General features: G+C 38.1%; 14 protein-coding genes and 1 riboswitch. Of the genes, 4 read left to right on the plus strand and 10 right to left on the minus strand.

Annotated features, from left to right (window positions below):
- Positions 1–23 precede the first annotated feature (23 nt).
- The 3 genes from porK to AC1DO4_RS08025 all read right to left on the minus strand — a co-directional run bounded on the left by porK (position 24) and on the right by AC1DO4_RS08025 (position 3,343).
- Positions 24–1,334: a T9SS ring complex lipoprotein PorK/GldK gene (gene porK / locus AC1DO4_RS08015; protein ID WP_477414619.1), complete on the minus strand. Its 1,311-nt coding sequence runs from the start codon at positions 1,332–1,334 to the stop codon at positions 24–26.
- Positions 1,335–1,585: 251 nt separating this feature from the next.
- A complete protein-coding gene (locus tag AC1DO4_RS08020) occupies positions 1,586–2,350 on the minus strand; it encodes a uroporphyrinogen-III synthase (protein WP_477407087.1) in 765 nt (254 codons plus the stop codon).
- Between the two features lie 12 nt (positions 2,351–2,362).
- On the minus strand, positions 2,363–3,343 hold the full coding sequence (locus AC1DO4_RS08025) for a DUF4271 domain-containing protein (protein WP_477414621.1): 981 nt from the start codon (positions 3,341–3,343) through the stop codon (positions 2,363–2,365).
- Positions 3,344–3,718: 375 nt separating this feature from the next.
- Here AC1DO4_RS08025 and AC1DO4_RS08030 point away from each other — a divergent pair, with 375 nt between their 5' ends.
- Positions 3,719–4,186: a response regulator gene (locus tag AC1DO4_RS08030; RefSeq protein ID WP_477414623.1), complete on the plus strand. Its 468-nt coding sequence runs from the start codon at positions 3,719–3,721 to the stop codon at positions 4,184–4,186.
- 15 nt (positions 4,187–4,201) lie between these two features.
- Here the strand turns inward: AC1DO4_RS08030 and AC1DO4_RS08035 are convergent, their stop codons facing one another.
- The 5 genes from AC1DO4_RS08035 to AC1DO4_RS08055 form a co-directional block, all read right to left on the minus strand.
- Positions 4,202–4,603 carry a response regulator gene (locus tag AC1DO4_RS08035; protein ID WP_477414625.1) on the minus strand — a complete coding sequence of 134 codons (402 nt, stop codon included), beginning with the start codon at positions 4,601–4,603 and terminating at the stop codon, positions 4,202–4,204.
- 5 nt (positions 4,604–4,608) lie between these two features.
- Positions 4,609–5,694: a hybrid sensor histidine kinase/response regulator gene (locus AC1DO4_RS08040; RefSeq protein ID WP_477414627.1), complete on the minus strand. Its 1,086-nt coding sequence runs from the start codon at positions 5,692–5,694 to the stop codon at positions 4,609–4,611.
- 96 nt (positions 5,695–5,790) lie between these two features.
- Positions 5,791–7,938, minus strand: coding sequence for a sensor histidine kinase (locus AC1DO4_RS08045; RefSeq protein WP_477414629.1), 2,148 nt, complete (start codon positions 7,936–7,938; stop codon positions 5,791–5,793).
- A 99-nt stretch (positions 7,939–8,037) separates the two neighbouring features.
- The gene (locus tag AC1DO4_RS08050) at positions 8,038–10,341 is read right to left on the minus strand and encodes an Rv1355c family protein (protein WP_477414631.1); all 2,304 of its coding nucleotides are present in this window, start codon (positions 10,339–10,341) and stop codon (positions 8,038–8,040) included.
- Positions 10,342–10,414: 73 nt separating this feature from the next.
- Entirely contained in the window at positions 10,415–11,224 is an 810-nt protein-coding gene (locus AC1DO4_RS08055; RefSeq protein ID WP_477414633.1) for a hypothetical protein, read from the minus strand.
- A 328-nt stretch (positions 11,225–11,552) separates the two neighbouring features.
- On the opposite strand from AC1DO4_RS08055, the gene AC1DO4_RS08060 reads away from it, so the two are divergent.
- The gene (locus AC1DO4_RS08060; protein WP_477414635.1) at positions 11,553–13,025 is read left to right on the plus strand and encodes a sensor histidine kinase; all 1,473 of its coding nucleotides are present in this window, start codon (positions 11,553–11,555) and stop codon (positions 13,023–13,025) included.
- A 22-nt stretch (positions 13,026–13,047) separates the two neighbouring features.
- On the opposite strand, the gene AC1DO4_RS08065 is transcribed toward AC1DO4_RS08060, so the two are convergent.
- Entirely contained in the window at positions 13,048–13,704 is a 657-nt protein-coding gene (locus AC1DO4_RS08065; protein ID WP_477414637.1) for a 4'-phosphopantetheinyl transferase family protein, read from the minus strand.
- A 205-nt stretch (positions 13,705–13,909) separates the two neighbouring features.
- Positions 13,910–14,554: a hypothetical protein gene (locus AC1DO4_RS08070; RefSeq protein WP_477414639.1), complete on the minus strand. Its 645-nt coding sequence runs from the start codon at positions 14,552–14,554 to the stop codon at positions 13,910–13,912.
- A gap of 60 nt (positions 14,555–14,614) precedes the next feature.
- Positions 14,615–14,727: riboswitch (SAM riboswitch) on the minus strand.
- A 147-nt stretch (positions 14,728–14,874) separates the two neighbouring features.
- On the opposite strand from AC1DO4_RS08070, the gene AC1DO4_RS08075 reads away from it, so the two are divergent.
- The gene (locus AC1DO4_RS08075; RefSeq protein ID WP_477414641.1) at positions 14,875–15,795 is read left to right on the plus strand and encodes a family 2A encapsulin nanocompartment shell protein; all 921 of its coding nucleotides are present in this window, start codon (positions 14,875–14,877) and stop codon (positions 15,793–15,795) included.
- Positions 15,779–17,704 (plus strand): family 2A encapsulin nanocompartment cargo protein cysteine desulfurase, encoded by a 1,926-nt coding sequence (locus AC1DO4_RS08080; RefSeq protein WP_477414643.1) that lies wholly within the window; start codon positions 15,779–15,781, stop codon positions 17,702–17,704. Before AC1DO4_RS08075 ends, AC1DO4_RS08080 begins: the two co-directional genes overlap by 17 nt.
- Positions 17,705–17,710 lie beyond the last annotated feature (6 nt).

The following is a 17,710-nucleotide window of genomic DNA, read 5'->3' on the forward strand; positions in this document are numbered from 1 at the left end:
TGATGTTTTGTTTATTTGATTGTTTATCGTTTGTCTTTGATGTCGCGGCCAAGGTAGCTGGTTACACAGCGGAAACCGATATATGATTTCGCTGTATCCTGATACTCATAGGTACGGGTTGCATTTTGAAGAAAGTATCCGATATCTTTCCATGATCCACCACGCACAACTTTGCGTTTAAGCACTTCCGGGTCAGAAGATTTTGCTTCAACGGCGAATGTTGGCGCAAGGTCATGCACAAATGTTGAAGCCGACTCATCAAAGGCTGATGATGTCCATTCGGCCACATTACCAGCCATATTGTATAAGCCAAAATCGTTAGGGAAGTAAGAACGAACGTTTACTGTATATGCACCGCCATCATCTGTATAGTTACCGCGGCCTGGTTTAAAATTGGCCAGTAAACATCCTTTAGCGTTTTTAATATAAGGGCCACCCCATGGGTAATCATTACCTATACGGCCACCACGGGCTGCATATTCAAACTCAGCCTCGGTAGGTAACCTGTAATCTGCGCGGTGCGGCAAATGTCTTGAATCTTTATAAGCTTCGTTATAACGGGTACGCCATACGGTGAAAGCCCTTGCCTGTCTCCAGGTTACACCCACTACCGGGTAGTTACGGAAAGCAGGATGCGAAAAATATCCCTCAACCATTGGTTCATTGGCAGCGTATGAAAAATCACTAAGCCAAACCAGTGTATCCGGATAAACATTTACAGTATCGCGCAAAATAAAATCAGAGCGTCTTGATTTAGGATCGTTCCTGTGGTTGGCGGCATCGCGCAATACCATTAATGCATAATTGTATTTCAATATACGCACGTCAAGTTCATTACGATCAAACACACGATCTTCTCCCTGGTAATACATACCCTGAAGTTTTGAAGCGTTACCCGCCTGCCCTTTTTTGTTGCTCCAAACCGGGTTCTTTTTTACGTAAGCCCAATTGATATATTTTTTACCGCTGTTATTAGCTGCGGCGCCTTTAGGCTGCAGGTAATATTTATTATCATTAACATAATTGGTAATTGCAATTGAATCGCGCACCCAAAATACAAACTTCTTGTACTGACTGTTGGTGATCTCCGTCTGATCCATAAAAAAGGGAGCTTCGGTGACCTGTTTGAGTTGCGCTATTTGTCCAAAAGTAACATCCTGATCAGTTTGACCCATCATGAATGAGCCACCCGGAATATAAACCATTCCATAAGGCACTTCGGCCTTAAATGACCTTTGCGGTACGCCGGTTAATTCACCTCTGTCACCGCCACCGCCGCAACCGCTCAATATTCCACCAGCTAAAACAACTATTAAAAAGTATATCTGCTTCATTTTAAAATCAAAATTCAGTCATAAAAATATAACATTATTAGACCCCCGAATATATCAAATTTGCTTTACGATGCCAAAAAACATTTAATTTAAGCAATAAAAAGCCCATTAAGATGCATTCAGCATCGTTTAAAGCATAAATAATTGTATAAAAAACAATAAATTACCTAACTACACCTGTGCAAATTAGATGTCGTTAATACGCTGTAACCCCAAAAAAAGTTGCAATTGGGTTAAATAAATTTCCTTTTTTATTTATTTACATGCTTACAGTACTGCTCAATAGCCATTGTCATGGATGGGGCAGCCGGAGTTGGCGCCGGAATATCCAGGATCAATCCGGCTTCAAGCACGGCTTTATGGGTGGTTGCCCCAAAGGCGGCTATACGCGTATTATTCTGTTTAAAATCGGGAAAGTTTTTGTACAACGACTGTATGCTTGATGGACTGAAGAAGGCTATAACATCATAAAACACTTCGGCCAGATCGGAAAGATCGCTGCAAACGGTACGGAAGAGCACAGCTGGCGTAAAGTTATAACCATTTTCAAGAAGGAAACGCTGTGTTTCTTCGGCTGCTACATCCGAGCACGGGTAAAGAAATTTTTCGGCAGCATGTTTTTTTAACACTTCGGCCAGATCTGCAGCGGTTTGTTTACCAAAAAATATTTTTCGTTTACGGTATTGGATATATTTTTGCAGATAAAGCGCAATAGTTTCTGAAAGACAAAAATACTTCATCTCTACAGGCACTTCAAAACGCATCTCTTCGCAAATACGGAAAAAATGATCGGCAGAGTTACGGCTGGTAAAAATAACTGCGGTAAAATCACCCAGATTAATTTTTTCCTTCCTGAAATCCTTGGCCGGCACGCCTTCCACATGAATAAATGACCTGAAATCAATTTTCAGGTTTAGCTTCTTAGCCAACTCAGCGTACGGATTTTTGTCATTCTCAGGCTTTGATAAAGTAACTAATATACTTTTTACCTTTTTCTTTCTATCTTCCAAGTCAATTCTTTTAACTACCTAAATTTTAATATTCAATGCCTTTATTAAGATTAAAATAGGGCAAATTTCGAGGGCACAAAGATACGTAAATAAATAAAACTTATGAAATTTGAAAGTAGAAATTATATTTACGCTGCTCCTGAGGTATTGCCATATAAAAATCACGATGACAACGGTGAGCGTAAGGCCAAGCAAAACAGGTATGTATTGAGTACCCAGCAAGCTAAAACATATTACAACCGGTAAAAAAACAAATGCTATATTAAAATAAGTAAGGTGTAATATATTCAAATATTCGTTCACCAGGCGACTGATATCAAATACAAAGCCAAGGAACTTTAACACAATAAATTTTAAGGCAAACAAAGCGATCACAATTATGGTAAGCGAAACAAATAGTCTGCTGCCACTCACTACGTAATACACTCCATTGTATGCCGCAAGCTGGTATAAAAATAAACTAAATGTTGAACAGAACAACAAAAAAAGGCCCAAAAAGGCCCATGAACTTACCACACCATCTTCCTTACCGGCCTGGGAAAACACGCGTTTACTAAAAAACGAATGCAACACAAAGTTTACATCGTTATTGAGCGCTATATTTAGTATAGCAGTATACAATAACATACCTATAATTAACACAATAACCCAGGGATCTCGCGATGAGCGCGTAAGGCCATCCTTTACCTTGCTCTTGTTTTTTAAGTGAATATCTAAAAAGCCGTAACTCTTATATAAAACATGGGCAAATAAACTATCAGTAAATTCACTACGGGTAGTTGAATCGGGTATGCGGATATAGCGCATATTGATAGAATCGGCGACGAAAAGTTTACGCGCCTGCATAGCATTGGCCACCGAATCGAGCAGTGAATTACCGCTGACATTGCTATGCCTGTAGGTTGGAGTATCAGCGCTTGCGGCGGTTGTATCCTGCTGAGCGAATGCAGCAGAAAAACTCCATAAAATTATCATAAAGCTACCGGCAAAAAAACGCATCTAACAAATTAGCCCTTTAAATTCGCTGCAAAATTACAGTAATAATTGATTGTTTTAGTAAACCTCCTTTAAAAAGCAAAGCTTTCATTAACACCGAACAATTAATATGAATATCTCACCCGCCGGAAGACTTTTATTTTATACTGGCACAGCAGTTGCTGAAATAAGCGGGTAACCCGGCAGGAAACTGCTGGTAAAAAACAAAAATTATTATTACTGGTATTAATCTTTGAACAAAAAGCATTTGGATTTTATTACGCAAAACTTAAGTTTTAAAATACCGTATAAACCTATCAGATAAGCTCTATTAGCTATAGTTGTATAGACTTCATTGTCTTTACATACGTTAATATGATGTATTTTAATTATATCAACATGTCAGCAATTAATAAAATCACGGTACTTTATGTAGACGATGAAGAAAATAATCTTTTTTCATTTAAGGCTACTTTCCGAATGAAATATGAGGTATTAACTGCAGTTAGTGCCAAAGAGGCTTTAACCATTTTATCAACAAAGCAAGTTCACGTTATTATTAGTGATCAGCGTATGCCCGAGATGACCGGCGTTGAATTTTTTGAGATAGTATTAGAAAAATTTCCTGACCCAATAAGAGTTCTGTTAACAGGTTATACAGACATGAGCGCGGTGGTAGATGCTATTAATAAAGGTAAAATATATCATTACCTTGATAAACCATGGAACGAAGAAGAGTTGGATTTAACTATAAACCGCGCATATGAAAAGTACCTTGAACTCCTTGATCTGAAAAACATGAATGAAAAGCTTACAGGGTCAAATGAGCRATTAGAATTTTTGCTGAGGCAGAAACTACTTTCATAGTCTTAATTATCTTTGTTATACATCCGGGGCTAAATGCGTAATTAATAAAGATATATCTGCCTTAATAAGTGGCTTCTCTAACATACTAATTACAGTTTCGTAGGCCATGATCCTGGCAATGTCACTGGCATTTCTGGTACATGATAAAATACATATTTTATATCTGTTCCGTATTTCAACCGGGAGCTTTTCAAATTCTTCGACAAACTCAAAACCGTTCATTATGGGCATTTGTATATCAAGCAAAATTATCGTGATATAACCCTTGCTTATACGGTTTTCACGAATACTGTCCAATGCAAGTTGTGCACTTTGAAAAACATTGACAATTAAGTTCTTATCTACCTGCTGTATAACCTTTCGGGCAATGAAGCAATCAAGCTCACTTTCATCGATAACTATAAATGATAACGCCATACTAATCAGATAGATGGAATGATTACTTTAAAAGTTGTTCCCTCGTGCATCACAGAGTTAACTTCTATTTGCCCGTTTAATTTCATTAATGCACTTTTCACGTTATATAATCCAAAACCCGACCCAACCTCCTGGGAATTTGCACGATAAAAAAGATTGAATATCTCGCCTATATGGCTACCTAAAATACCTATACCTGTGTCTTTTACATAAATTGTTGCAACGTTTTTATGCACATCAACAATTACCTCAACAGATTTATCATTTTTGTCTTTATCCTGATACTTAAAGGCGTTGGATAAAAGGTTATTCAAGATAAGCTTTACCGGCACTTTATCGCTTCTAAAAACCTCGTCCTGATTAACGGTTATACTAAACTTTATATTATTTATTTTTGAAAGCACCATATAAATGGACTTCATTTCATCAATAATGTCATTAAAATCAATCTCTTTTATTTTTAGCTCTCCTCTTTGTAAGCTATAATAATCATGCATACTTAAAATGTAAGTATCCAATTTTTTGAGTGATTTTTCCATCAGAAACAACATCTCTTTCATCTCTTCTACATCATCAATTTCACGTGCTACGTTAATAGCGCCCAAAATTCCGGATATAGGCCCCCTGATATCATGACTTACGCTATATGCAAACTTATTAAGTTCATTATATGCCTTTTGCAATTCATCATTCTTAACAGAAAGCATTGAATTAGCCATATAAAACTTATTTGCTTCGTCAATAGCCGAAATAATATCAGCTTCAAGCCAGGGCTTTTTTACATATCGAAATATATTACCCTTGTTTATTGCATCAATTATTGATTCAATATCAGTATAAGCGGTTAATAAAACACGAACAGGTAATGGATAACTTGTTCGTATTTCCTCAAAAAATTCAACGCCGCTTTGCCCCGGCATCCGCTGGTCGCAAAAAACGACTCTGATATCCGGATGATTACTAAGATAATTTAAAGCTTGTGGTATATTTACGGCTGTAAAAATCTGATATTCAATTCTCAACGATGCTTTAAAACCTACAAGATTTTCCTGCTCATCATCAATATATAGTATTTTTATTTTTTCTGACATTATGCTAAGTATTTGATACCCATAATTGTAATGCTCCTATTACTTAAACTACATTATAATAAACATCGCTAAACCTTTATACCCATTAATTGAGCTTTATGTTGACTTAGAATTAAATATTATTGGTATCTGTAAAACTAATTCTGTCCCTTCTCCCGGCAAACTGTTCGCAATTATTTTCCCGTTGTGTTTTTTTACCGTATTATAGGAAATTGACATGCCTAAGCCCATTCCTTCTCCAACATCTTTTGTTGTAAAAAAAGGTTCAAATATCTTTTTTTGTGCTTCAGGTTCCATACCGATTCCATTATCTTTTATCTTTATTATTACATCGACTTCATCACAAGTTGTTGTAATAACTATTACACCACCATCGTTTTCGCCAAAACGCTTCTGCACTGCATAAATGGCATTTGAAATAATATTTAAAAACACCTGGTTCAACTTACCTGGATAACATTCTACAAGAGGTAAATCACCATAAATCTTAGTTACTGTTATTTTTTTTAGCAGATTATTTGCAATAACCATGGTTGCTTCCAGGCCCTCGTTAATATCTGCTTTTTTCAATCCGTCTTCATCCAGGCGCGAAAAAATCTTTAATCCTTTAACTATTTCGGCTGTTCTGCTGGCCCCCTCATTAATCCCTTTTATCAAATGGTTAATTTCAATGGTGAGATAATCAAAATCCAGCTCTTCCTTATATTCCCTGATCTGTTTCTCTTTATCAGCCACAGACAAATTAGATACGCCAACATTTTCAATAACCGCCATAGCCTCAAACACTAAATCAATATTCCGTTTTAAGGGTCTGATATTGGATGAAACAAAGTTTATGGGATTATTAATTTCATGGGCTATACCTGCAGTCAGCTGGCCTAATGAAGCCATTTTTTCTGATTCCACTAATTGCGATTGCGCCTGCTTTAAATCTTCAAGAGTTTTGTTCAGTTCCTGGTTTGATGCACTTAGCGCAACGGTTCGCTCTTTTACCTTTGTTTCCAACAATACGTTTTGCTCTTTAACAATCCGTTCGTTTTCCTTTAATGCTTTTAATGTTTCTTCCTGTGATCTTTCTTTCTCGGCTTTAAAAATATTTATCTTGTCGGCAAGTGCCAGAGAAAGTAATGTAACTTCAAATGCAGTGCCTGCCTGCATTGTATAATTTGTTAAATTATTATAGGGTAATATTCCTAAATTACGCAATACAAATAAGATAATCCCTGTTAAAAACAATGTCCAGGCTAACAGGAAAAACCTCGCAGGCCTATATCCATTTAATGAAAGCTTAATGATAACAATATACACGCTAACCGTTAAGCATAAAGCACTAATGTCAATCATCCGATAGCTGATATGTGCATAACCAAGAAGCCTTACAATAATTGTTATAGTATACAATAAGATTATAAATTTAAGTACTCCGCTCATCACAGGCATTCTTTTTTTTATGCCTAAAAACGATTCGGCAAATAACACCAGTGATATGCCGGCCATTGCGGGGAAAATAACTATACCCATGTTAAACACAACCGGAGAATTGGGGAAAATAAACCGGTAGGTATAACCCGATAATGAGGTTTGAGTAAGCCCTATTAATAACGTATAGGAAACATAGTATAAATAACTGATATCCCTGGTTGATATAAATACAAAACAATTATAAACCAACATAACCAGTAACACGCCTGTAAGCCCGCCCCATAACAAATCGTGACTAAGCTTTGATTCGGCTATTTTTTGCGGTGTACCTATTACTAATGGTAAAACCATTTGCTGGCTGCTTTCAACCTTCAGATAAAAAGTAGCTGTGCTGTCTTTTGGAATTTTAACATCGAAAAGAAAATCCTGGTGTTTATATTTTCTTTTTGCAAAAGGATTATTGTCGCTTAATGTTTCTTTATAAAAAACACCATTAACAGGATAATAAAACTGGCATAAATCTAATGTGGGATATTCAAGATTAAGAATAAGGTTCGTTTCGGAGGTTTCATTCTTAATTATAAACCGCAGCCAAAAAGCTGAATTACTAAGCTGAAGATTAGGAACCTGAGTATGCGACTGTACAAACCCCGAGGCCTTACGCACTGATTGTATATCGAGATGCCTTGTAGCATCTTCCAATACAGACACGTTTTCACCAATAACTATATTATCGCCTTTAAAAAGTATTGCTTTTTGTGCAAAACCTCTTGTTAAACAAAGTATTTGAAAGAATATCAGACTTAAATAAATTTTTTTCATATTAACAGGCACGGGATGGTAAATCACGCTATTGGTTGATGTAGGTTTGTGTTTAATATTAAAAAAACTAATTTAATACTAAAATATATTAATTTAATGCTAATCAAAAACTAATACTTGTTCCAATGGCAATCTATGGGCTTTTAAAACAGGTTCTTCTGCAATCGCAATCTTAGTAAAGAATACCTCAGCCCGGTTATTCCCCAATTCGGCAATTTCATCAAATTTTTTTCTTAAGCCGGTGAGCTCCTTAATAGTTTTGGGATCTAACCCTTCGCCGTTACCATGTAATATTCTTGAAAACAAATAAAAAGGAGAGATAACCGGGTGCACTGCCAGGTTAAGGTTAGTAGCCTGCAGCCAAAAACGCTCCATTGCACGCCCCCCTTCAAAAAAATTCTCCAGGTTATATTCGGGCAAAGTAATCATACACAGTGCCGATGCTGTTTTCACTATTTTTTTCGAAAGCGAATCAAAGCCGTAACCGCCTTCAAGCTTGTTAATGGTTCTGATCACTTCCTCATTCCTAATGATATTTAAAGCTGCCAGTTGCGAATTAGTGAAACCAAGCGTTTTTACATCAATACCATCTTTTTTGATTAAAGCCTCTTCAGATGTCCATCGCATTTCATGATTAATAAAATCGTTATGCCCGGCAGGGTTTAATAGACGAGCCCTATCACACGCACCAATAATATCTCCTAACTCTTTTATGACGCTTTCATCTGTGAAATATTGAAACGCAGCCCCCGGAATCGATTCTGTAATAATTGCCAACTGCTCAAAAACAGTTGAAGAAAGTTCTGTTTTCGGTGATGGGTTTCTGTTGGTATGACGTTTAAAAATGCTGGCATCAAGATTATTTAATTGGGGATTTACCTGATTTTCAATCTTTTTGAAACGGATTGCCGCCACCAATCTTTCATCTAGGCCGGGTAAAAACTCATAAAAAGTTTCTATCCCCTTACTAAGCGCATGAATATGCAGGTTTTCATATGCTGCGCCAAATGAAATAAATGATGCTGTTTTTTGAAAATCACCGAAAGAAAAAGAACGGTATTCGTCATGATAAAGAAATAAAGTTTCGTTATGATACAGCCATTTCCAGGGCTGGTCATTCCCCGTTGAGGGAGCAGCACAGGCGGCCTTAACCAATTCTTGTATCAAATCATTATCAATACTAATCCCGCCGAGCTTAACTTCCGGATTATAACTTTGTGCCAATAAATACATGTCATTTTCCTGTAACGGCGAGAAGGGATTAACAGGCACTTGCGAAATAAATGGCTCGGGTATGCTATCGGCAACAATTTCATCCAGGTCAACATAATATCTTCCCGAATCATGAAACTGATTAAGCAGGATACGCCGGCATGCATCAGCACCCACAGCCCCCCCTAATGCAACAGAACTTGCCAGCTGAGGCCATGTGTTAATGGTTTGCTCCACCTCTATCATAGAGGCTTTTATCCGTAATGATACGTTTTCAATACCCAGCATTTGTAAAACAATGGGTATTTTTTCTTCATTAGTTAAACCTTTTACCGTTGCTGTATCTACATTATCAACCGTTCCGTGCAATATAGGCCTTAACGGTTCCAGATCAAATCTTTCCACATCCAGCATCCCACGGTCGCTGGTATCCATAACTACCGGTATTTTAAGCTCTCTTGCTTTAAAACGTGATATTATTTTCATATCAAGCCCATCGCATTCATCCACCAAAATATCGAGCTTTCCATCTTTCAAAAAAAAATCGTCCATATTCTTTTCTGTCAGGCCTTCAAAAAAACATGTCACATCCAGAAAAGGATCTATTTCAGCTATCTCCCGGGCTGTTATTACTACTTTAGGAACCCCTAAATTATGCACCCCGGCACGAATCCGATTTAAATTACTCAACTCTAATTCATCAAAATCAGCAAGTCGCAACTCACCAAACCCACGTTCCATTGCTAATGTTAAAGCAATGGATTGCCCCACAGAAAGCCCAATAATTCCAACCCTCTTGGTACTTAGTATATCCCGCTCAGCTTTGGTTATTTTATATTGGTTTCTATTTGTACGCACTTCAATAAACTCTTCCTTATCCAGCAAATGCACCAAACGCTGATTCCATGGATAATAAACCCATACGCCATATTCCCCGATATCTTTCCCGGCTAAATGTTTATCAATAAGTTTGGGGTATTCATCCTGCTTAATTTTAACAGATGGGTTATAACACTTAATCAGCTCTTGTAACTGCCCATAAATTTCATCGTAAACAAATGTTATTTTTGAATCCTCAAATAGCTTTTTAAAAGTTGCTTTATCAGCCTGGCTATCTAACCTGAGTATGATTGGCTTGTGAATGTTTTTTGTTTTTTTAAAGCTTGCAAGAAAATCTGGTATATTATCCATAAGTTAAGATTATTAACCATCTATACGAAGTAGACAGGAATTAGTTAACCTTTAAAAACAAATAAAATAAAATTTAAAAAAACTCCGGTTCTTTTCTTTCTACTTTCCTTTTCAGAAAATTCTTTTGGGCTGATGCTATAGTTTGAGATAAATCCCATTGATGAAGGTTAGGAATTTGAAGCCTAAAATTAATTGTTATTTCTTTTTGCTTTAATTCGTCTATCCTTAAAGAATTTGGGGAAGACCGCATTGCAAGCATTGCAAGTTTATCCTCTTCCCCGGCTTTTTCTAAAGATAAAACATCTTTTAAAATCATAGCTGTGGCGATAAGGTCAATCTTCGGGTAGTAAAAAGTTCCTTTATCACCAATCCCAGCTACGAGTACCATACCGCAATTGACTACGGGTTTTACGGTATAAGGAGCACATAATGCAAAAAGTGATTTTAGCCCTATTTGAGATGAAATTGCAATGCCTGCACGTATCAATAATGGGGTTCCTATACCATATCCTGAAAGTTCCTGCGAATTCCACAAACCACAAATTTCTCCGGTACCATGTTGTGCAAAATTATTAACCAGGCCAAATACCCGTGCGTCCATTCCACCAGTTGCCTGCTCAATGGGTAATGGCTGCGATCCTCCTGCAACGTGAACCCTCGCGCCTCCGTAAACCTTTTTTCCATCCATTGATTCAACGATTATTACAAAAGCGCCGGGGTTTGCCGACCATTCATTTTTAGAGGATGTAACCTTTGTAACGCCAATGCTGGTTAAAACATTAGTGTGGCCTTCAATAAATAGCTCGCAAGTTTCGGGCTCATCAATTGCCCTGAAAGCTCTGAGTCTTACTTCGGGTTTTTCTTTATTTACATTATCATCCATTAATGAAATTTTTTCTGAAAAAATGATATTTAATCCGACAGGATTATTACTTAATTAGCGTAGGGGGATTAAGTAAATTAAACGGCGATTTTCGTTTAAGGTTCGGGTTTTTAATTAGTAATTGAAGAAATAGAAATCAAGGCAGAACTAAGAGGGCTATCGGGGTAACTTTTTAACCTATTAAGGCTTTATCATGCCGATAGTACATTTTTATTATGTACTATTGTAGTGATCCGGTTTTTTCAAGCTTAGCAATTCACAATCAGTTTGTTATAATTTGTATCGGACAGTTACGATATACCCCCCAAATTGGTTGTAAAGCCATATTATGGAAAAAGATAAAATGAATCTATCCGATCAATTAAGTATTGCAAACAAAGAGCTCATCATCCAAAATCAGGAAAAAGAAAAGCTTGCTGCCGAATTAAGCATTGCAAACACCCAACTACTTTTTCAAAATAAAGAAAAAGGAAAGCGCGCAGCAGAGTTAATTATTGCAAACATTGAGCTTGATTTTCAAAACGAAGAAAAACTAAAGCTTGCCGCAGCGTTAATTGAAGTAAATAAAGAGCTTGATTCTCAAAATGAAGAGAAGGAAAGGCGCGCGGCAGAATTAATTATTGCCTATGCCCAGCTCAGTTTACAAAACGAAGAAAAAGAAAAACGGGCTGCGGAGCTGATATTAGCGAATACAGAGCTAATATTTCAAAACCAGGAAAAAGAAAAGCGTGCAGCTGAATTGATAATAGCAAACACAGAGCTAATATTCCAAAATTTAGAAAAGGAAAAACGAGCAGCTGAGTTAATAATTGCCAATGCCGAACTGGTATTTCAAAATAAGGAAAAAGAAAAACGGGCAACAGAATTAATCATAGCTAACAAGGAGCTCGTATTTCAAAATAAGGAAAAAGGAAAAAGGGCGGCTGAATTGATATTAGCCAACATTGAACTCGATTTTCGGGATGAAGAGAAAGAAAAACGTGCCGCTGAATTGATTATAGCACTTAAAGAACTCGACTTTCAGGATGAAGAGAAAGAAAAACGAGCCGCAGAATTAGTTATAGCCAACAGAGAATTATTGGTTCAAAAGCAGGAAAAAGAACGACGCGCGGCCGCCGAAGCAAAGAAAGATGAGTTCTTTAATATGGTAAGTCATGAATTTAAAACGCCATTAACCAATATTAAAGCCATTAATCAGCTCCTCGAAAAAACGACAAACAAAACTCATAAAACTTATGCATTTATTTTAAATGCCAACAATAGCATTAAACGCCTGGAAAGATTAATAGAGGATTTATTAGATGTTACCAGGATCAACTCCGGGCAAATAGATTTGAATATATCAGAATTTAGTTTTTCAGATGCACTTGCTAATAGTATATCCAGCGTACAACAAATCTCTAATAAACATGAAATCCTGCTTGAAAACTCAATTGATATACACTACACAGGTGATCAATTTAAGATAGAACAGGTTTTGATTAATCTTCTTAATAACGCGATAAAATATTCTCCTGATGCAAATAAAGTAATTGTAAAGGCGAAAGTAGCTTTGGGGCACATTGTAATAAATGTGGAGGATTTTGGAATAGGCATCGCAAAAGAGGACATAGGTCAATTATTTCAGCGCTTTTACCGGGTAAGTAAAACATCAATGCTTTACCAGGGCGTTGGCCTTGGACTTTATATCGCATCCGAGATCATCAAAAAACATAATGGAAATTTTACAATAGAAAGTGAACCAGGAAAAGGAAGCATCTTTGGCTTTAGCTTACCCTTAAATCCTGTAATGTGTAATTGATACTAATCTGTTTAAGGTTGATTCAAGATTTTACATTCACGATGTCTTTCCATTCTAATCCAATAGAATTTATATTCAGCAATTGATAATCAGATGCAATGTGCATTATATAATTGTCAGCCAATGCAATAGCCCGATAATGCCATAAGGTTTTTTCCAATAGCGATTTCCCATCTTTAAGTAAAATGTTATTCAGCGGAATACTAAGCCCTTTCCCATCTGCTTTAATTATAGCCTCTTTGGCTGTCCAGTAAGTATAAAATGAGTGATAAATATTTTCAGAGTTAATAATGGCGTTCCATTCCTCTTCAAGAAACTGATTTTTAAATTCACCGACAGAAACCTCCTTAACCTCCTCTATATCAACACCAATCCTACCAATTGTAGAAAATGCACAAACAACGTAATTAACCGAATGGGAGATATTAAAATCTAAAACACCTTCGATGTAGGGTCTGCCATAATTTGTATATTTTAATTTTGACAGATTGGAATCTAAATTGAAATCATCCAATCCTTTTTTCAATAGAGCTTTGCCCAGAAGAGATGCCTGAGCATCCTGCCATCTGCTAAATCTTAAAATTTTGCTTTTTATATCTAAAGGAAATGAATTGAGATAATTTAAAAAATCAACGTTGGGCAATGGGGATTCATTGCTTATAAAATAAATTTTAACCATTGATACCGTGTCTCAAATTAATTATAAATATCAACATATTGGCAATATTTGTCCATCTTTCCCAGGAATTCTTACAAATGTTTATTTTATTAAAAAAGTTAACACGAGCGTGGTTTTGCTACAAAGAATGTTCTGAAATATTTGATACCTTTTACTGGGTGCCTCTTAAACGGGACGGGAACCTGTTCCAGCCAATCATTTGTCGCTATTCATTATCACCAGTAGTTCTTTTTGCAGCAAGCGGGTATTGCTTATCAATCTTGTTAAGCACAACATATATCGAATCATTCTTACGGTCTACTCCTTTTATAATAAATCTGCCGGGGAATGGTACAGTATAGTTAAGCACAATTTTCTCCGTTGTATCGGACCGGTTTTTCAGTGTAATAACATGCTTAACCGTATCTGCCTCATATCCGTAAAATAGCCTGCCAACGTTACCATAATATTCGGTAGTGCGGATTTTGTTTTGCGTGTTTAGTTGAAACTGCTTAGCTACCCTGATGCTGATGGTATTAAACTTTTCAAATATTACGTTCTGCCAGCATACGGTATCGTCGGGCGCACAGGACGAAAGCCTGTTATTAAGCCTAAACTCGCTTACGTTATAAAAACCGATAAAATGTTGCACGCCGTTATCAAGCGGCAGCTTAAAGGTTTTCCCGGCCGCGTAAAGGCGGCCATAGTGATATCCGCGATAAAACAGGAATACAAAAATAAAACCTGTTTTTGATACAATACCGGCAGTTCGTTTCCATTGTTTTGAAAAAACGGGTGGTTGGATATAAGCTATCGCGGCCTGTTGATGTCTAATTAAGATAATATAAAATCTGTCGGCGTCCTTAGCCAAGAGTAACAATGACAACAACTACCCGGAAAAGAGCTGTGGAGATATTTATAAACCTGTAGCATCTTATCTCTCTCCCTTTACAGGAGCAGGAATTAGCACCTTTTACAACACAAGGTATTGTATAGGTTGCCAAGACATCATCGGGCCTTTCACTCTGTCTTTCTGGATAAGTAAAAAAGAATGTGATACTGCAAATATATATTAATTCTATAAATTCTATAGATTTAATATATATTATTTCTTATCATTGCGAACAGGTTATTGTAATTTAAAGCAGCACCATAAAATAATTTCTTAATACACTTAGTCTATTATCCAAAATGCCAGATCAAAAATCAAAACAAACAGCTCTTGGCGATGTAGCCGCCAGGCAGTTAGCGGTAGCAACCCGTACCGTTCCACAGTTATCAACCATTACGCCACGCTGGTTAACTCATTTACTCAATTGGATCCCGGTTGAATCTGGCGTATACCGTTTAAACAAAGTTGTAGACGCTAATAATGTAGAAGTTGATTGCTCTTCGCGCGATGAACGTGAACTGCCGTCAACCTTTGTAGACTACGAGGAAAATCCCAGAGAGTATAACCTGAGCGCAGTAAATACGGTATTGGACGTACACACCCGCGTATCCGATCTGTACAGCAAGCCTTACAACCAGATCAGTGAACAACTCCGCCTTACTATCGAAATCGTTAAGGAAAGGCAGGAAAGCGAGCTCATTAACAATCCTGAATATGGGCTACTGAGCAGTATCGCCCCATCACAAAAAATTAAACCCAGGCTGGGCCCTCCCACCCCGGATGACCTGGATGAACTGATCACTAAAGTTTGGAAAGAACCTGGCTTTTTCCTGCTGCATCCGCTGGCTATAGCTGCCTTCGGTCGCGAATGTACCCGACGCGGCGTACCACCGCCTACGATTTCACTGTTCGGGTCGCAGTTTATTACCTGGAGAGGGATCCCGCTTATCCCATCTGATAAACTGCCCATCGTAAATAACAAATCAAAGATCATTCTACTAAGGACAGGCGAAAGCCGCCAGGGTGTTGTTGGCTTGTTCCAACCTGGTCTACCGGGCGAGCAGTCACCGGGTTTATCTGTACGCTTTATGGGTATCAATAATAAAGCTATTGCCTCATACCTGGTTTCGCTTTATTGTTCTTTAGCCGTATTGGTTGATGATGCTATTGCAGTTTTAGAGGATGTTGATTTAGGCAATTACCATGAGTACAAATATTAATCCGGATAACTTACCCAACCTGCAGGAACTGGAGCAACTGGCCAACCAGTTCTTTAAATCGGGACCAGGCGGCTTTGTAAACCAATTGCCCGTTCAACGGGCTTCTGAACCTTTTTTATTACCGGGCAATATAGCCGATGCAGGCTCATTTACCTCATTGCAGCAGGTAAATACTCCCGTACAATCCATTCCTTCAAGTACAATCGGGGGTGGTGGTATTTCGCCATCTGCCATTAACCAGAATAATGCTATTAACCTAAAAGATCCGCAAACCAGCTTTGCGGATCCTAATTTAAGCAATCATCCTAATCCGTCGGCGCCTTTTCCTGGTAGTACCTCCACTGCGTTTGGAGAGCAATTGCCTGCGCAACCTGGTTTTAGTTACAACTCTTACCTGGTGAAAACTGATCTTATACCTGATGTACCTTTAAAGCAAAGCTTCCCGGTTGAGCAGTTATCACCTGTTCCTGAAAGCCTGTTCCAGCTGCCATACCAGCAGGACCAGGCTTTTGATATCGATCTGAAGAAAATATTGAGCAACATTAATACATCGGGTCCTTCAAACACTTTATCATTTGCCGGTGCACCTGCAGCCACCGAAATTCCCTTTTATTTTTTATCAGTTAAGCATGGATTACCTGCGGTAAAATCAGATCAGGAAAAAGTTAAGCAGGCAGGCATCAGCAATATTATCAGTTCTCCGTTTGATGTAAACCTGGTAAGGCGTGATTTTCCCATATTGCAGGAACAGGTGAATGGTAAATCGCTCATATGGCTGGACAATGCGGCTACTACCCAAAAGCCAAAACAGGTAATTGACCGCATCAGCTACTTTTATGAGCACGAAAACTCCAACATCCACCGCGCAGCGCATGAACTGGCGGCAAGAGCCACCGATGCTTATGAAGGGGCACGCAAAAAGGTACAAACCTTTTTAAATGCCGGCTCCATAAACGAGATCATCTTTGTACGCGGTGCAACCGAAGCCATTAACCTGGTAGCCAAAAGTTGGGGCGAGCAAAACCTGCACGCGGATGACGAGATTATTGTGAGCCACCTGGAACACCATGCCAATATTGTTCCCTGGCAGCAACTTGCTGCAAGAAAGGGTTTAAAAATAAAAGTAGTTCCTGTTGATGATGATGGACAGGTATTGATAGATGAATATGTTAAACTCCTTGGACCCAAAACCAAACTGGTTTCGTTTACACAAGTATCCAATGCTTTGGGTACGGTTACGCCCGCTGCACAAATTGTTCATTTGGCCCATTTGGCAGGTGCTAAAGTATTGGTAGATGGTGCGCAATCTGTTTCGCACATGCCTGTAGATGTAAGGGCTTTAAATGCTGACTGGTTCGTATTCTCGGGCCATAAAGTTTTCGGGCCTACGGGCATTGGTGTGCTTTATGGTAAGGAAGACCTGTTAAATGAAACCCAACCCTGGCAGGGAGGCGGCAATATGATTAACGATGTAACTTTTGAGTACACCCAATACCATGATGCACCCGGTAGATTTGAAGCAGGCACCGGTAACATTGCCGACGCGGTCGGTTTGGGTGCAGCGATTGATTATGTAAGCCGTTTAGGTATGCCCCTTATAGCCCAATACGAGCATTACCTGTTAGGTTATGCAACCAAATTATTAAAAGAGGTAAGGGGATTGCGCCTGATAGGCACGGCGCCAGATAAAGCCAGCGTTTTATCATTTGTGCTTGATGGATATAAAACTGAAGATGTAGGAGCAGCATTAAACCAGCAAGGTATAGCCGTACGCTCGGGCCACCATTGTGCCCAGCCTATATTGCGGCGCTTTGGCGTAGAAAGCACGGTAAGGCCATCACTGGCATTTTATAATACCTGCGCCGAAATTGATCTGTTGGTGAATACGCTACACAATCTTAAAAGATAGGCTACA

It is taken from the genome of Mucilaginibacter sp. P5_A6 (assembly GCF_056400585.1).